The sequence below is a fragment of the Photobacterium pectinilyticum genome, from assembly GCF_024357955.1.
Taxonomy (GTDB): Bacteria; Pseudomonadota; Gammaproteobacteria; order Enterobacterales; family Vibrionaceae; genus Photobacterium; species Photobacterium pectinilyticum.
This window is the reverse complement of the sequence record NZ_JANEYT010000001.1, coordinates 204,850-222,149: the sequence shown is the minus strand read 5'-3', so window position 1 is coordinate 222,149 and position 17,300 is coordinate 204,850. Positions and strand designations below refer to the sequence as shown.

The 17,300-nt window shown below is 44.5% G+C and carries 16 protein-coding genes and 1 pseudogene; 8 read left to right on the top strand and 9 right to left on the bottom strand.

The window, feature by feature from the left end; all coding sequences use genetic code 11:
* Positions 1-182: 182 nt before the first annotated feature.
* The 3 genes from NHN17_RS01010 to NHN17_RS01000 all read left to right on the top strand — a co-directional run bounded on the left by NHN17_RS01010 (position 183) and on the right by NHN17_RS01000 (position 2,025).
* Complete coding sequence (locus NHN17_RS01010) at positions 183-1,181, top strand: permease (protein ID WP_255040232.1); 999 nt, start codon at positions 183-185, stop codon at positions 1,179-1,181.
* Between the two features lie 20 nt (positions 1,182-1,201).
* Positions 1,202-1,435 (top strand): thioredoxin family protein, encoded by a 234-nt coding sequence (locus tag NHN17_RS01005; RefSeq protein WP_255040231.1) that lies wholly within the window; start codon positions 1,202-1,204, stop codon positions 1,433-1,435.
* A gap of 83 nt (positions 1,436-1,518) precedes the next feature.
* Complete coding sequence (locus tag NHN17_RS01000; protein WP_255040230.1) at positions 1,519-2,025, top strand: sigma-70 family RNA polymerase sigma factor; 507 nt, start codon at positions 1,519-1,521, stop codon at positions 2,023-2,025.
* 186 nt (positions 2,026-2,211) lie between these two features.
* Here the strand turns inward: NHN17_RS01000 and NHN17_RS00995 are convergent, their stop codons facing one another.
* From NHN17_RS00995 to NHN17_RS00975, 5 genes are all read right to left on the bottom strand, one after another.
* On the bottom strand, positions 2,212-2,961 hold the full coding sequence (locus NHN17_RS00995; protein WP_255040229.1) for a hypothetical protein: 750 nt from the start codon (positions 2,959-2,961) through the stop codon (positions 2,212-2,214).
* A gap of 4 nt (positions 2,962-2,965) precedes the next feature.
* On the bottom strand, positions 2,966-3,364 hold the full coding sequence (locus tag NHN17_RS00990; RefSeq protein WP_255040228.1) for a hypothetical protein: 399 nt from the start codon (positions 3,362-3,364) through the stop codon (positions 2,966-2,968).
* Between the two features lie 1,164 nt (positions 3,365-4,528).
* Positions 4,529-5,320 (bottom strand): LamG domain-containing protein, encoded by a 792-nt coding sequence (locus tag NHN17_RS00985; RefSeq protein WP_255040227.1) that lies wholly within the window; start codon positions 5,318-5,320, stop codon positions 4,529-4,531.
* A gap of 108 nt (positions 5,321-5,428) precedes the next feature.
* Complete coding sequence (locus NHN17_RS00980; RefSeq protein WP_255040226.1) at positions 5,429-6,211, bottom strand: endonuclease/exonuclease/phosphatase family protein; 783 nt, start codon at positions 6,209-6,211, stop codon at positions 5,429-5,431.
* Between the two features lie 14 nt (positions 6,212-6,225).
* The gene (locus NHN17_RS00975; protein WP_255040225.1) at positions 6,226-7,188 is read right to left on the bottom strand and encodes a porin; all 963 of its coding nucleotides are present in this window, start codon (positions 7,186-7,188) and stop codon (positions 6,226-6,228) included.
* Positions 7,189-7,393: 205 nt separating this feature from the next.
* Here NHN17_RS00975 and NHN17_RS00970 point away from each other — a divergent pair, with 205 nt between their 5' ends.
* From NHN17_RS00970 to NHN17_RS00950, 5 genes are all read left to right on the top strand, one after another.
* Positions 7,394-8,494: an ROK family transcriptional regulator gene (locus NHN17_RS00970; RefSeq protein ID WP_255040224.1), complete on the top strand. Its 1,101-nt coding sequence runs from the start codon at positions 7,394-7,396 to the stop codon at positions 8,492-8,494.
* 137 nt (positions 8,495-8,631) lie between these two features.
* A complete protein-coding gene (locus NHN17_RS00965) occupies positions 8,632-9,636 on the top strand; it encodes an extracellular solute-binding protein (RefSeq protein WP_255040223.1) in 1,005 nt (334 codons plus the stop codon).
* A 49-nt stretch (positions 9,637-9,685) separates the two neighbouring features.
* Entirely contained in the window at positions 9,686-10,699 is a 1,014-nt protein-coding gene (locus NHN17_RS00960) for an ABC transporter ATP-binding protein (RefSeq protein WP_255040222.1), read from the top strand.
* A complete protein-coding gene (locus NHN17_RS00955; RefSeq protein WP_255040221.1) occupies positions 10,696-12,390 on the top strand; it encodes an ABC transporter permease in 1,695 nt (564 codons plus the stop codon). The genes NHN17_RS00960 and NHN17_RS00955 overlap by 4 nt, the downstream gene beginning before the upstream one ends.
* 9 nt (positions 12,391-12,399) lie before the next feature.
* Positions 12,400-13,104, top strand: a complete 705-nt coding sequence (locus NHN17_RS00950; RefSeq protein WP_255040220.1) for an inositol monophosphatase family protein — start codon at positions 12,400-12,402, stop codon at positions 13,102-13,104.
* Positions 13,105-13,219: 115 nt separating this feature from the next.
* On the opposite strand, the pseudogene NHN17_RS00945 reads toward NHN17_RS00950, so the two are convergent.
* The 4 genes and pseudogenes from NHN17_RS00945 to NHN17_RS00930 form a co-directional block, all read right to left on the bottom strand.
* Positions 13,220-13,327: pseudogene (locus NHN17_RS00945) on the bottom strand (carbohydrate-binding protein); the annotation flags it as partial.
* Between the two features lie 124 nt (positions 13,328-13,451).
* Entirely contained in the window at positions 13,452-14,729 is a 1,278-nt protein-coding gene (locus tag NHN17_RS00940) for a phosphopentomutase (protein ID WP_255040219.1), read from the bottom strand.
* Entirely contained in the window at positions 14,722-15,900 is a 1,179-nt protein-coding gene (locus tag NHN17_RS00935; protein ID WP_255040218.1) for a YhfX family PLP-dependent enzyme, read from the bottom strand. The genes NHN17_RS00940 and NHN17_RS00935 overlap by 8 nt, the downstream gene beginning before the upstream one ends.
* A gap of 96 nt (positions 15,901-15,996) precedes the next feature.
* Positions 15,997-17,298 carry a YhfT family protein gene (locus NHN17_RS00930; RefSeq protein WP_255040217.1) on the bottom strand — a complete coding sequence of 434 codons (1,302 nt, stop codon included), beginning with the start codon at positions 17,296-17,298 and terminating at the stop codon, positions 15,997-15,999.
* Positions 17,299-17,300: the final 2 nt, after the last annotated feature.

Below are 17,300 nucleotides of genomic sequence, written 5' to 3'. Positions count from 1 at the left end.
TGAGCCGGATATCGACTCTCTACTTCCTTGGAACTTCTCTCATTAATAATCGCCCCGTGGAATCATGGGGCGGATACGGTGGTGCAGCGAAATCTTTTGGCGCTTAACTCTTTTAAAATAAAATGCATCCTTTTGAACGCCCATACGTGTTGTAAATAGATATACATTTAAAGGGCACATCAATGTTGGATGTATTTACTCATTTTGCCGATTGGTTGAGCTACTCAATCATGGGGCTAGCACCTGATACTTCGGTAGGTATCGGGGTTCATTTCTTTATTGAAGATACCAGTAAAATTCTCGTGTTATTGATTGTTCTTATTTATGTTATTTCGTATCTAAGGGCGAGCTTGAACGTTGAGAAAGTTCGTGATTACTTGAGTGTCAAGAATCGTGGTGTTGGTTACGTTTTAGGATCCATGTTTGGAGCGATTACACCATTTTGTTCTTGTAGCTCTATTCCTTTATTCATGGGCTTTGTCACTGCCCGTATTCCCATCGGTATTACCGTTGCTTTCTTGATCACTTCACCATTAATTAATGAGGTTGTGGTGATCATGCTTGGCAGCATTTTGGGGCTGAAATTCACAGTGATGTACATCATTATTGGTATGCTTTTGGGCATTTTGGCTGGCGTCATTGTGGATTTATTCAAAGCTCACCGTTGGCTGCAGCCGTTTCTTGCCAAAGCTTATCTCGAAGATGAGATGAGCGATATCCAATCTAATTGTAATCAAGTTGCTAGCCCCACGGCTCCAGCACTGACACATCACCAGCGCCATGCCTTTTCAGTGAATGAAACGAGCACCATTGTTAAACGTATTTGGAAGTGGGTAATTATTGGCGTTGGGATTGGTGCGTTTATTCATGGTTTTGTACCGGCGCAATGGTTTGAGCAGAACTTGTCGGATGGTCAATGGTGGACCGTACCTATGGCCACCTTAAGTGCGATTCCAATCTACACCAATGCTTCTGGGGTGGTGCCAATTATGGCTTCTCTCATTCAAAAAGGTATGCCTTTAGGGACGACCTTAGCGTTCTGCATGGGAGCCGTGGCAGTGAGTCTGCCTGAATTTATGATGCTCAAGCAGGTGATGCAATATCGCTTACTCGGCTTAATTGCCGGTTACTTATTTGTTGCTATCTCTGTTGTGGGGTGGCTGTTTAATTCTTATCACTGATTCTATTCGTGGAGATGAAGATGAAAACAATTCAAGTATATGGTCCAGGGTGTAATAACTGTGCGGTCACTGCGGAACGTTTTGCTAAGGTGGCAAAAGATCTCGGCCAAGATGTTGTGGTTGAGAAGATCTCGAGTTTAGAAGACATCATGAAAGCCGGGGTAATGAGTACCCCGGGAGTCGGAGTGAACGGTATAATTCAACATACAGGGTCTGTACCAACGGAAGAACAAGTACGTGCTATGCTTGCATAGCTTTATTGAGGTGCGGCCCGCGTTGTTCACTATAGTGGGCAGCACTCTTGTCTTTTTTGAAGGGTAAGATGATGAAGTGCTTAATGAAAGCATGGGATGAAACAGAGGCGATCTTGTACAGCTGGTTGTTGAAGCAAACAAACAGCCAGCATGAAACAGAAGATATTATTCAAGAGGTGTTTCTTAAAGCAATGAGTAACAGCAAGCGGTTTTGTTCATTAACGGATGGCAAAGCTTGGCTGTTTAAGATGACTAAGAATCACTTTATTGATCGGTTGCGTAAAAGGATAGCGTTGGAAGATATAGGCGAGCACCAGGCCGCCGAAACGTCATTACCGGTAATGACTCAATTACAAACGTGTTTGCCGCGCATTTTGCCCAAACTATCGGATAACGATCGACATATAATCGAAATGTGCGACCTGAATGGCCTCACCCAAGTTGAGTACGCCAATGCGCATGGCCTGACGTTGCCAGCAACAAAAGCGCGACTTCGCCGCGCTCGTATAGAGTTAAAACTGAGGCTCGTGAAAGAGTGTCAGGTTAAGCAGGATACATCTGGTGTTTGTTGTTTCAAACGCGTTCAATGAATCTCGTCCGCTAGCGAACCAAGGACACCTAATCCGCTATCTACTCAATTAGAAAATCACTAACTTTAAAGTGTCCTGAGGTGTGCCAGCGTGAACAGCTCTAGTACGTTTATGTCCCAAAAACTTTAGTTAATCTTATCAGTAGTGATAAGCAGGCAACACAGATGGTGGACCTGTGATAGATGATTACTTGAGCTCACTAAACGGTGTTCCTGCTGGATTGTTATACAGAGTGCGAATTAACTGTTGTGCTGGTCCAGAAAACTCGGTCAACCACCAATCTCCAACGAGAAACTCTCTTGGTAAACCTAGGCTACGTAGCAACTCATTTGCGATCACCTCCGGTGTGAGGTTAGCTTGGTTGCATCTTGGATGCCCCACATGCACCCAAATAACCTGATCCTCTTGATAATAATGGGTGTCAGGCGCGAAATAGGTCAGAAGCTGGCTTGAAAAAGGCTGGTTCGAGGTACCGACACAATAATCATTTTGCCCCTCACTGAGCAATGAGAACTGAGTATCATGACCAATCACCACGCCAAAGTCGATTTCATGCGTGGCGTAAAAATGCTCATCAAATTGGTTGTTGGAAATGTTCAATACGTCGTCACGATAGTCACTCAATGGGTGATAGAGGACTTGCGGCACGCTAAACACCTTAAACCCAATAGCCGAATGAATTAAATCAATCGCTTCGCTTACATTGGCAGGTACCTTGCCCTCTGTTTGCGATACAAAGTAAAGTGGTACGGGGTGTTCGGTGTTCCAGCGTACGGTGGCTTTATTTTGCAGGTAGCCATGAATGGAAACACCATTGCGAAACTCAATGATTTCGGTGATCTCCTTGGTATTCAGTCGCCAAGATTTATCTTCATCCTTGTCATCGAAACACCCAGTGAGCAGTATCAAGCAGGAGGCGAGTAATGCTTTTTTCATGTGATTAGTTTTCAAAAATGATTTTAGAACCAAATGGTATTCCATCGGTTTTGTCAGTGAAGATATTGACCATGTGCAGTCTTCCGCGTTCAGTCTGAACGGTCGCGACAAGCGAGTTTGTCCAACTTCCTAAAGAGATAATAAGAGATTTACCATCTTGACTAATCTCTGCTCTCATATTTGAGCTGCTTGAATCTAAGTGGTAGTCGATAACTCTGTCACTACCAGTCAATACAATTGCTACCTGCCCATTTTGTTGAACGGTGGTTTCGACCATCCCATTATGTCCACGCTCTGCGTCAATCACTAGTGGGCCAACGTAGGAGCCAACACAACCATTTGCTAATACTTGACCGGTGAACATCGTTGCCGCAATGACCGAAGCAACTAATACGTTTTTCATTTTTATTCTCGATTGTTAAAGGGGAGGGAGCATAGCATTTACTGAGTAACAACCTAATAAATCAAAGTGTTAATTTGTATTTCAATGTTTAGTTGCATGTTCCTGAGTATTGTCCCACTGATTCCGGGATTATCCGGCCATTTTTACCTAACTCGGGAAGCTATGATCGTAATCGCCGGAATCCCTGCTTTTTCTCTTTTAAATCAATGGCTCAGTATCCTTGCTATACATCAGATGGTTGTAAGGAAGTGACAATGCGAAAAATGAGAATACCGGTGACCAAAATTAAAGAGGTGTTACGCCTGAAATTCGATTTATTCATGGCGTTAATCTGGAGCAAGCCACACAAGGATAATTCCAGTTAAGGTAAACGATGCAAGCAACTTAATGTCCAGGTTCTGATAATTGTTATATACCTCAAGAACACACATAGCGAGCAGATAGGCTCCCATAATGCGCATGGCACCACCGATAACAAACCTAACTATGGAAAAGGTACCGCCTACAGCAGATCTAATTATGGAAAGAGGTGTGTTACGCATGATAATCCTTCTGTATTGCTAGAATATGAAATGAGGGAGTAAACTTATATTGAACTCACAACCTGTATAAGTCATTGTATAATATGTGTTTTAATTTAACTTTCGTTAGAGTTAGCAAACTAACTAACACATTATGTCCAAAACTATGTAACAGTAGCCGAACTACAACTTTCGGTCGCTTAACCTAGTGCCATACATAAAAGACAATCGAGAGATGTTGTTAACTAACAACACGAACTATTGAAAACCGTCCAGCGATGAAGTTATTTATTGCAAGGCTATGTGAAATTATGTTGCAAATAGTCCTTTAACTCAATGATTTTATACACTTATCAGGCTGGTATTTTTCGTATTTCTCTTAATGCCATGCATCATTGCCATGATAGCATGCATAAGCTATTTTGTTGTGGCTTAACAACAAAACGGGTGAGGTACATCATGTGCCATTGTCAGCTAAAACATTCCTGAGGAAAGGATCTTTTTAAGCTCGTCAGTGCAAAAATGAATCGGGTAATGGCAGTCGAGCCATACTCAACCAGAATGGTTAAAATGATCTTATTTTCATTAAAATAAGATCATAAATGATGGGGCAGGGTAGACGACGAGTTAGTCTTTAATAAGTTTATTGATTAGCTTGTTCGATCATGTAATTAATTTCTTGAGCAGTGAGGGCTCGATCATAAACGCGAAATTCATCTATTGCCCCTTTAAAACCAAGTCGTGCTGTACCTTCATCCATATCATAGTTGAAAGCTCCGATGTATAGATCCGCTGATTGTATAAGAGACGTGCCCGAGACTTCTTCATCTAGCCATGGTTCGCTGTTGCCATTGTGATATACGGTTACATATTCATCGGACTGAACTAAAGCGAAATGATTCCATTCGCCGTCATTTGGTAACGATCCAGAGTCATTAAAATTAATGGTGTACGCGTCTTTTTGATAACTTGTGAGGTTACCCCCCTTTAAACGCAGGATATACCCATAGCTATTTAATTGCTCTTCTCTATCTAGCGTAATAATGTATTGTTCTTTATCATCTTTTCCATCACCATTGAAATTTATGTCATCAAATCGGTACCAAAAAGAAATGGTTTTATTGCCTGTTGAGTAAATGTCTTTAGTGTCCTCATCTTCCCAACTCACCATTCTCAGTACACTGTTGCCATCAAGAAGAGCTGACTGAGAGTTAGCGATCCCCTCACTGGCAGAAGGTGTACCGACTAACCAGTCATAGCTTGTTATGTCACCTTCGAAATCTTGATGAAAAATCAGACCATAGTTTAGGTCATAGTCGGGAGTATCTGGTATCTCTGGTGTGTCAGGAGTTAATGGGTCATTGGAAGATACAAGATTACAGCCCACAAGTAGCAACGTTGAAAGAATACACAAAGGTACGGTACGCTTAAGCATAAATAAATCCTATTAAATATAATTGCGTAATGTAATCAAATGATGACTTTAATACGTATGTATCTGAGGGACTTACTGAAATACCATCATTTCAGTAAGTCTTAATAATTACTCCGTTACAGTAAGAGTCGCCCAGATAGCATGGTGGTCTGATAGTGCCGTGTGGATGCTTGTATACATAATGCCACCGTCGATAGCTTTCATTTTTCCATTATTACGATAAAAAATGTGGTCAATGATGCCATGACGATTTTCTATTTCTCTCGAAACGACAGATGTAGCAGTGCGAAAATCGATGTCTAAATCTTGCCATGTGGCTTTGTATCCAGCGGTTTCTACATAATTTAATTCATGTGAGCCAAGGTTGTTGTTGAAGTCTCCTGCAACCAGGACGAAATCGGCAGGGTCGTTTTTGAGTGACTCATTAATCAGTTGAGTCGTGTGACCTTCACCGGATGATTGCGCAACATGTAAAGAATAAATCGCAACGCTGTTTCCATTTATTTTTGTCTCAGAACGCACTGCCGAGGCTGGATTCCATCTGCCAGGAGCATCTAACAAAATTTCACTTGAGTTTGAAAGAGGAGTACGACTTAAAATAGATTTGTATTTATTTCGGTGGTGAGCAGAAGAGATCTCCCCCACATAGGCATATTTCATTCCTACAATGTCACCCACACGTTCAGTCCAACCCCTGTTGGGAACTTCACTAAAGGTGATAATGTCAGCATTATGCGCTTTTAAGTACTCACCCATTTGTTCAGGCGTTGATTTTGCGCCAAATTCAACGTTGTAAGATATGATTTTAATTTCTTCTTTTTTCATTGTGTTAGCGAATCCAAGCGATGAAAATAAAGCCAGTAACAGGCCTAAAGGTATTAGTGTTTTCATTATAGGTTTATCCATTAAAAGTCATAGCGCAAGCCAAGACGAACTCCATCGTCGTTGGCATCACTGAAGTCAAACTGATAGCCACCGTACGCACGAACTTTTCCAATGCGGTATTCTATTTCGCTGGCGAGCCACTCGAGTTGATTTTCAGCAGGACCGTATTTTTCTGCTTCATCTAATTTGTTGTAGATCAGCGCTAAAGTAACACGGCTGTCACTTAAATTGAGCCGATACCGGGCAGCAACTTCTAATCCGCCCTTATCTGTATCATTGTGATCTTTACCACCCGTATAAAGAGCACCAACTTCGTAAGACTCTACATCATAATTTACACCAGCTGAATACTGGTAAATGCTGTCGCCTTGCCACTCACCGGAGAGAAAATTCGCGCCGAATTTCAAACCAAGCGGATGAGTATAAATAGTGGTAGCACTGTAGGTGTTACTGTTCGCGTGTTCATTCACAGTGTAATCGGCGTAAATATCAAAACGACCTAACTCAGCATGAACAAAGCTGTTTCTGTCAAGACGGTCAGATGCTCCATGTACTAGGTATACAGCGTCATTACCGGCAAAAGATGAACCATAATAAGTGAATCTGCTCAGCTTTTTTAATGCCGTTTCTTGTTTGCCGAAGGAAACCGAACCAAGCTGATCCCGTTTTATGCCAACATAAGTTTGACGAACCCGTGAGCTGTCATTTTTGGCATGCATTTCAAATTCATAGCTACCAAAAGCCCGGGTTTGATAATCGATGAAATGCTCACCGAGCACCCTTAGTCTCAGGCGAGTTGAGTCTCTCCAGGAAGAGTAAACTTCTTGCTTAGAGTTATCGTATTTTGAACTGTCTCTGGATGTCATGATGGTTTCTGCACGGCCACCTAACCATAAACGAGAAGAATCGTTACTGTGAACCCACGCTGCATTTGCAACACTTGATACTAAACACAATGAGCACACCGCTATTTTTTTTATCATCTTGTAAATTGCCTAATCCATTAATTTCATTAAGTTTTGTATTGGAAGAAGTGACTCTCTTTCGACAGGACACGCATTATGGGAGCTGTATGTGACAATATAATTACTTTACGTAAATTAAGTTAATTGTGCTTTATTGCTGATAAATGGTTTGCAGGAACAATAAATTGATTAGAATTAGCGAAAAACATGGAAGGTACAGAACTTGAAATCAAACCTTAGTGATAATGAAAAAGTGCTATTGAGGCTAATTGCTTTGCATCAGCCTGTTTCACGTATTGAACTAACAAAACCTTCAGGATTGACCGCTGCGTCAGTCACCAGAATTGTCAAAGGGCTAATTAATGATGGCTTTATTTCAGAAACCGGCAGAGTTTACGGCTCAAGAGGGCAGCCATCAATTTTGTTAACTTTAAATCCAATGGGCGCCTATTCTTTTGGTGTTCAATTTTCACAAAATCAGGTCACGTTAATGATGACGAATTTGGTTGGTGAAGAGGTTGGATTTGAGACGCTTCCAATCCCCGAAGCATCGGTCACTAGTATCTGTGATACGGTTAACGAGCTTACGAATAAACTCATTGAAGCCGCAGGCTGCGACGGTGACGATATACTAGGATACGGGATTGCCGTGCCGGGTAATTTTTCAACAAAACCACGACGATTACTTCAACATGAATTATTTCCTCTGCTTGTGAATTGCGATATCGATACTGAATTTGCAGAGAGACTAAATTACCCGTGTTGGATAGAAAATGACGCAACCAGTGCTGCTATAGGGGTGAAGCAAGCTCACCCTAGCTGGCAGGATTTTTGTCTTTTGCATGTTGGATATGGACTGGGTGGCGGAATTTTCATTGATGGCAATCTTTATACTGGTAAACACGGAAACGCTGGCCAGTTTGGTGCGTTATTTCCTTATGACAAAGACCGACCGACGGGTCAAGACTTGTTCCGGCACCTGCAAGAAAATGAGATAGATGTAAAAGACTTTTCTGAATTGGAGTCGTTTGGAGCGGATAACCTTGCTATTCATGTATGGATTGAACGCGCAGCCAAGCAATTAGGTGAAGCTATTTTAAATGTTGCCAGGATATTTGATACTACGCGAATTATTCTCGGGGGACTTCTTCCTGCTGAAATCACCACGATCCTGGCTCATAAAGCTGAAAAACATGCTCAAAAGCTAAGAACTACAGAAGCAAACTACTTTCCGGGGCCTTTGCCTACGATTTGTGTTGTCGGTTCGGAAATGGGAAAAATAGGGACAGCGTGGCTACCTATTCACCGTAATATATTCGCTTAACTTCCTTCATAACAAAGCCTTGCGTGTCTGGTGATATGCAGGGCTTTACTGTCTCAGTTAAATTACACCGTGTAATTTAGTTGTAATACAAACTCAATATACTCCCCGCAATTTCCAATTATGGGTAGGTAAAAATTATGGCAAGAACAAAATTTACATTTGCTGCATTAATGGCTTTTGCATCAACTCACGTACTGGCGGACTCTCTAATCATCTACTCTCCTCAAGCCGCCGGCGCTCGTGGTGACTTTATTGCCAAAGAGGCTTACCGGGCGCTAGGTATCGATCTGCGCTATCTGTCTGGAGGTGGTGGTGAATTGCATGATCGTCTGGTTGCAGAGCGAAATAACCGCCAAGCCGATGTCGTAATGGGGTTAACTCAGACAGGAATGTACTCATTAAAACAGCATGGCCTCTTAGATCAATACACTCCTTCATGGGAAGAAGGCCTACCAGAGGCATATAAAGATAAGGATGGTTACTTCCATATGTTCTGGCAAACCCCTGTTGTTATGGCATACAACAGCGAGCATATGACGGAAGAACAAGCACCTAAATCATGGCTTGATCTGGTTAATCCTGAGTACGCAGATAAATTCTCTATTGGTAATTTATCGGCTCAGACAACGCGGGTTTATTTGTCTGGCATGATCCATCAGTTTAAGACCGAAGAAGGCCAGATTGATGACAAAGCCTGGGATTATATGCGTGACCTGTTTGATAACGTTAATCCTATGTCAGAGGGCACTGAATATTGGAGACATGTGGCGACAGGGGAAACACCGATTGTTCTTAACTGGCTTGGTGGCGTGATGAGCAATGCCAACAGCAATCGCATTAAAATGAATTATGTTAACCCTATTGAAGGTACGCCTATCGTTGCTGAAGGTATCGGTATTGTAAAAGGTACGGATAATATCGAAACTGCACAGAGATTTATTGACTGGTTCGGTTCGCCAGAATTTATGGCTAAATATGCAAACCGCTTTAACCAAACCCCGGCTCATCCGGAGGCGATAAAGCGTTCAAACCGAAACATCCAAAAGTATGCAAACATGTTTGATGTGCAGAATATAGACTGGGAATTTGTCACTGAACACCAAAATACCTGGCTGGAAAATATTCAGCTAGACGTACTGTAACCCCTTTCTTTTTAGAAGCCCGGAACGGGCCCCTGCTCTGATTAAAATTATGATTGAACTACAAAATATTGGCGTCAAATACGGCGACAAAACCGTTATTGATAACCTGAACCTGACCATAAAAGAGAATGAGTTTTTTACTCTGCTAGGCGCATCTGGTTGTGGTAAATCAACCATTCTGAAATTACTTGCTGGCTTTCTTAATCCATCAAAGGGCAAGATCCTTGTTGATGGCAAGGATGTGACTAAGTTGTCTGTTGAGGAACGAGGCATTGGCATTGTTTTTCAGAACTATGCCCTGTTTCCGCACCTAACCGTTTTTGACAATGTTGCATTTGGGCTGAAAGTCAAAAAACTAAACAAGGTCGATATGGTTGAGCGTGTCAACCATATGCTTAAACTGGTGGGTATCGCCGAGCAAGCTAACAAAAAACCAACCGAGCTTTCCGGTGGACAACAGCAGCGCGTAGCCGTTGCCCGTTCATTGATTATGAGTCCGCGTATTCTGTTGATGGATGAACCTCTGTCTAATCTGGATGCTAAATTGCGTATTGTTATGCGCAACGAGATCAAGCGGTTACAAAAGGAGCTCGGTTTCACAACGATTTTTGTTACGCATGATCAGGAAGAAGCTATGTCAATGTCTGACCGTATTGCTCTTCTGAATGCTGGCAACATTGAGCAAGTGGGGGCACCTGAAGAGCTGTACGCTCAACCACAAACCGCTTTTGTGTGTGACTTTATCGGCGAGTCTCATGAGGTTACCCAGGAAATAAAAACACTCGCTAATATAGAAGAGCACCGGCAGATGTTCATTCGGCCTGAAAGGATTTCTGTGTATCACGACAGCATTCAGGCGAGTAATAGTCACCAATATTCATTTTTAGCGAAGGTGAATGATATTGTTTATAAAGGCATGACAACTGGTTATGAGATAAAAGTCGGTTTCAGCAATCTTTCGTGTGTTATCCCCAGCCATATGGCCGTAAAGATCAAGCCATTCGATATGGTTTATGCCGGGTTTGACCTTGAAGACATTATCGTAATAGGTGAGTCCAGATGATGTCAGACAAACAAGCCAGGAAACTGTCGTTGTGGCTTTTATCTGCCTGTATTGTATGGGTTCTTTCCGCATTGTTGATCTATCCGGTATATGAGATTTTTTCTACCTCTTTTTACAAAAATGGTGAATTCTCCACCAGTGCGTTAATGCGTCTCTGGAACTCTAAGCGGGTAAACGATAGTGTTATAAACACACTGCGAATTTCTCTTTACACCATCATTACGGTCAACATTGTCGGCATTTTTCAGGTGGCGGTGATCGACTTTTTCAAAGTTCGGGGGGCAACAATACTCAAGTTTGCCTTTATGACCCCTTTGATTTATTCATCGGTAGCCTTGGTGACCGGGTATAACTTCATCTATTCATCAACAGGTATTATCACCAAATTGCTCGTAGATGTATTCCCTGATATGAATCGTCACTGGTTCCGTGGGGAGTATGCCGTTTTATTCGTGCATACCTTCTCAATGACAACGATGCATATTCTGTTCTTGAGGGCTGCAATTAAGAAAATCGATTTCTCTGTAGTTCAGGCAGCGCGTAGTCTGGGGATGGGCGTTATCCCTACCTTTATTAAGATAGTATTACCAGTACTGAGTCCGACCTTATTTGCAGTAACATTGCTGACATTACTTAGTTCGCTGTCGTCTTTTGCTGCACCAGAGATCCTGGGGGGCAAGGATTTCCATATGGTGAACTCGATCATCTTGCTTCTGTCGCAAATCGGTCGTGCTGATATGGCGGCACTGTTAGCTTTGTTGCTTGGTCTGGTTTCACTTGTATTGCTGGTTTTGATGCGACGTATTGAGGATAAAGGGACTTATTACTCAATTTCAAAAACCACAGAGCGGCTACAGAAGGTAGAAATACCCTCCAAAATTGCCAATATCACGGTACACATCATCGCCTACACGTTGTTTATTGTATATATCGCACCGGTGGCGCTGGTGATTATTTTCTCCTTTGCACCAAGTGAAAGTATTCTGACAGAAACGTTCCCAACGAGGTTTACCCTTGAAAACTATAAAACGGTATTAAGTGGTGGACATGCGTTTAAGCCATTTTTGAACAGTGTTAACTTGAGCAGTATTTCGACGCTGGCTGGCCTTATTTTTGCTGTTATCTGCACGAACCTTATTCACAAATATAAAAACGTGTTCGCAAAAGGGCTGGAGTACATTCTGTACTTACCGTGGTTTATGCCATCAACCATGATTGCCATCGGTTTTATCGTTGCCTATGACGCACCTAAGGCTCTGATTTTCGGTAATGTTTTAGTTGGCTCATATTGGATACTGCCTATTGCTATGACCATCAGCGGCCTGCCGTTCATGGTAAGGATGCTGGGAGCGGGTTTACGTTCAATGGATCCGAATCTAGACGATGCGGCGAAGTCTTTGGGGGCATCACCACTGTATAGCTTCTTTAAGGTCACGCTACCACTGATGGCACCAGTTATCATTTTGGTTGGTGCGCTATCATTCAAGTCATCGCTGAGTGACTATAACCTCTCTGTTATGCTGTATAACGTTGATAACCTGCCATTGGGTATCGCGTTGATGAACGCCACGACGGCTGTCGGGGATGAACAAACTGCAATTTCACTCGTTTACATTGTATTGATGATGATTATTGCGTCGATTATTACATTCTTAGCCAACCATTACGGTATGGATAAAAACAAACATTGATTAATTAGCATGCATCAACAACGAATAGTAAAAATTGAAAAAATAGCAGCGGCGTTAGGCCAGTTTGCAATCGAGAAACAAAACCAACAACGTGTTGAAATTACGACTAAAAGTCTACGGGATTTTGCGTCGGAAGTTGATCTGGAGACTGAGGTCCTGGCGAGGCGTTTGATAGCTGATTCTTTTCCGGGAGAAGCCATTATTGGCGAAGAAAATGGCGGGGATGAGTGCAGTGCCTATTGGATCATCGATCCCATTGATGGCACTACAAATTACCTTCGCGGACACCCGTACTGGGCGGTATCCATTGCCTGGGTAGTGGATGGTGAGCCAGTTATTGGTGTGATTGCCATGCCGGGTCTGAATGAGACGCTTGTTGGTGGAGAGTCCATAGAGGTAAGACTTAATGGTGATATCGTCAATCGGGGTGAGACGATCCCACGGTTAGCAGCAGTAGGACGCAACGCTATTTGGCCTGAGACTGAAAGACAAGAAATGGAATCTCAGCTTGAGCATGAAGGATATACCCTGGTATCACTGGGGTGCTGTGCAGTCGAGTGTGCATTTACCGCCTTAGGTCGGTTAGACCGCTATGTGCAAAACCATATCAGTTTTTGGGACTGTGCCGCAGGTATTGCGATAGCCAAAGCCGCAGGCCTTACTCCTATGGTTAAGCGACATAAAATGGACTGTCGGGTATTCTCAATAAAATAGGCCTTTTATAGGGGCGGTTGCCCCTATTTTTATATCCCACCACGACAAAGAGCATTGAGTGGCGACGGGGACGATCTGGATTACCGCCGATAAATAAGCGGAAAAACCGTAGACATTAGCAATTGCCCACGATTTTCCAAGGACCCCCTTGATCAGGTTGGTTACCAGATGTCCACCACTTGGCTTCATACACGTTGCCATTGAAGGTGACTTGATCGCCGGTGAAATTTGACGCAGACAGCAGGTTTACATCGGTATTGTGCAATACAATTTTCTTCTTATCTCCTTTGGCATAAGGTTCAAGCAAGGTAATGACGACATTTGCACATTGTTGTCTTTCCTGTAAGTTATTGGATTAATTTATTTTTGGCATTTAATTGGAAGGAGTGCCGCTCCTGTTCGAGTTTGCGTAGTACCTGCAACGGACGCCCCGACTCGGGGGGACTCGCGCCGAAAAATGCCGCTGCGCTGGTACCGATATCAGCAAGGGTGTCTCGGTACCCTATTGGGATCCCGGCGACTCCGGGGCTAAAAAGCATTAAGGGAACCTGCTCACGGGTATGCTTGGTATGGCCAATAAAGGGGTCGTTGCCATGGTCAGCCATGACAATCAAAACATCGCCGGGGTTGAGGGTATCGATGGTCGCAGCCAGTCCGCGATCGGCTTTTTCTAGCACTTGCCAGTAGCGTTTGGGATCCTGTAGATGTCCGGATAAATCGGTTTCTTGGATATTGGCGCAGAAGAATCCCTGTCGCTGGTCGAGATCGTGCAGTAGCAGGGAGAAAATTTGGTCGGTATCGACCACTGATGTGTATGAGGTGCCGGATTCATTTAGGACAATATCGGCGACCTTGCCATACAGGTAGGTCGGTACCCCGACCTTGGCGAGTTGATGTGGCGTTTGGGTATGAGCGTCGACACCAAAGCCCATGTGTACAACCTGAAAACCTTCGTCATAGGCGCCGGAATCGGGGGCATTCACGCCGATATAGGCTAGCTTGCCTTGTTGGTCTGTTTTCGTTTCGATGGCACTAAAGACGCGATCCATTGATGGGATAAAACCGCCAAAAGCGATATTGCGGCTGACGGCATTCGCTCCGCGAACCACCATGGCGATCTGCTTGACTTCGTCAAAACTGATCTGGTTGAAATTTGCTGTCAAGTTATACACTTGGCCTAGATCCGCTTCTAGGTTGTCACCAATAACCACACATCCTTTTACCATCAGTAATTGCAGTGGACCCCGGGTTATGCGTTCTGTCGGGTAGCCTTCTTGTTTCAAGGCGTGCTCGATGCTATCGATTGATTCCTGGAAGGGCTTGATCATCGGTGGTTTGGGAAGCGTGCCCATGATCTCTTGATGCCCCATGAAAGTATCGCATCCGTAATGGGCTAGTTTGGCTGTACCCCAGTTGGCGCAAGGGGAGGGCTGCATGACAGATCGCGTCAAACCGGTTATGTTGATCAGCCCCAGCTGTTCCAAAGTGGGTAGCCTTTTAAGTGGAAAATGATCCAGAAGCTTAACGGCGGTATTGGCGCCGCAGTCCTGTGGCCGAGTGTCTGTGACATCAGGCATCTCACCGACTCCAAAGCCATCGAGTACGACGACAACAAATTTAGCCATGCTTCACCTCGTTTCCCTGCGCGTCGTATAAGCCCAGTAATGCCGGCTGGTTGTTTGAGATCCCCGTGACCAGTGCGACGTCACTGCGGGTAACAAAAATCTGGGTTCGGAACGCCATGATGACGGGAGTGCCGACCGGGAAGAGGTGCTCGAGCTGTAGGTGGTAATCGATGCTGGCTTCATCGTCATTATGTACACCGACCAAGGTGTCTTGCACTGAGCCTTGATGGGTATGTCTGACCAGCGCATGGTCTAATTGGCCGCGGCGATAGTAGCCGCCGCCATAGCAGTAACTGGTGCCTCCGAACTGGTGGGACACTTCCGTCGCATAAGCTAATGCTACCTTTTCTGGCTGGCTAGCATCTTGATTGGCCGGGATGGTGCCAGTCAGTGCATGGCCGGGCTCACCATGTGTGCCTTCGAATTGTTGTATTTTGCCGAGTGTGTGGCAGCTGGTGGCAGAAGGCATATTGAGCTGAGATATTTGATAACCAAGTCGTTCAGCGTGTGCCTTGGCATCTAGCAACGTGTCGAGGTTGTGGGTTGGATCTGTGCTCTGAGTGGCTGGGTTATATAGAAAACAAGGGAAATGGGTCAGCCCGGAGATCTGTAGGTTCGGCATGGCTGCGATGTCATGACAGACTGTCTCGAGCGACTCGATGGGAAAACCAGCTTCCTGATTGGTATACAAACAATCGGAGGCATGGAAGAATTTCAGAAGGATGCCTTGATGGCGCTTGGCCTTAACTGCGGCAGCTGAGATCTCTCTGGCTTTATCCAGTGAGTAGACAGTGATCACATCGGGCTGAATCGTTGAGACAATGTAGGGAATGTAATGGCTAGGTGGCTGTACAAGATGGCCGATATGGCTGATTCTGACACCGGCTAGATGGAGTTGGCGGGCTTCTTTATAGTCAACGCAAACGATACCGTCGTAACCTAATTCATCGACCAGAATTTTCGCGAGCAAGGGGTTTCGGCCAAGTTGCTTTGTCATACCATACAGTTTGACCCCGTATTGATCTGCCTTGGCTTTGATGAGTTGGGCATTTTCAGTGAACTGGTCAACATCAACGACATAGGTATCGGGTAGGATGGCACCGCTTTGCAATAGCGCAATAGCACTATCAATCAGTGCCGGGTTTTGTATTTGTAATGCTTTTAGAAACATATAAATCCCTTTCTAAAGATGAACAGAGCCAGTCCACATGTTTTGTATGTAGACAATTACAGGTATTGATGTGGAGCTGGCTCTTTAGTCTGTCAGTTAGACAGCAAACAAGCCGAAGACATAAAGCACATTGAGTACGACACCCGTTAGAATGGCGGCGACGGCAGGTGCGGCGATTTTCAGTATCGGACGTCCCATGACTTCATTCAGGAAGAACAGCATGGTGAAAATCGTCAGCCCGGTTGTTGAGCCCATCTTCATGACGGCAAGTACTCCGCCAATCAGCAACGAGAATTCCATCAGTGTATTCATGGAGTTTCGGATGTTGTCCGAGGCATTGCGGATGGAAGGGAAGCGTTCGAGGAAGTGGCCGATTTTACGCAGCACGAAAATTTCCACGCAGATAGTAAGAGCACCCAGCACTGCGGCGACAGGGATATTCGGTGATAGGTAACCCACGACAAATACAAATGTCATACCGACTACGCCATACACGCCGGTTGCGAGCGCAGTGGTTGCGATGAGCGGAACAAAGCCGATACCCCTCATAAATTCAGAGAGGGCAACTTGCTGCATTGCTGCTTGCTTTTCAATGGGATCTGTCATCTTATAGACATCGGCCAGAGCATAGATAGAGACCTCTGAGCCGGCGAATATACCGGCGTTAGCAACAATGGAAACAAGTGCCCCTGTTGCAGCCAGCAGCGGTAAGTGCTTCATTATCCGCTTGGTACGTTCGTCAAATAAACTATGCATGCCAGACATATCCGGAGGGGTAATGCCGTTCCGTTTATCTGCCATGTCTTTTTGAATCGCTGTACCAATTAACATCAGCATACCGACAAAAATTTGGATGGACTCTGGATAAATAGACGTAAACTGGATGGTGAGTAGGCGAGAGAGAAGGACAACAGCTGCAGCAACAGCCCCGGCTTTCCATCCGAATTGATAGAAAATCGCCAGTAGCGGGAACAAAGCAAACGCGGTCATGACCGGGGTACCGAGTTCGCCTAACGCACCGAGGGCGTCTATGGGTAAGCCGGTAAGGACTGCGTTAACGCCACTGAGTGAGGTCACGACTAATATCCCCCACAGCCCACCAGCAAGGGCGGCGAGCCACCGGCTGGCGATCATGACGCCGAGGATATCGGTTGGTAGAAATAGCAGCCAAGGGTTGAGTAGTCCGGTTGATAATGTAAATGAAATCCCCACTGATGCGACGAAGCCAATAGACAGGCCGAAAGCGACAGAGCCAGCGTCTCGGCGGGTCATATTGCCCTCTACGAGCTGGGGCAGAATAGGGCGGATTCCATCATGAAATACTGATGCACTAAGATTGGCAATAAATGCCGTCATGGCACAGAGTAGGGCAACCAGCCCAATGTTTATCATATCCATAA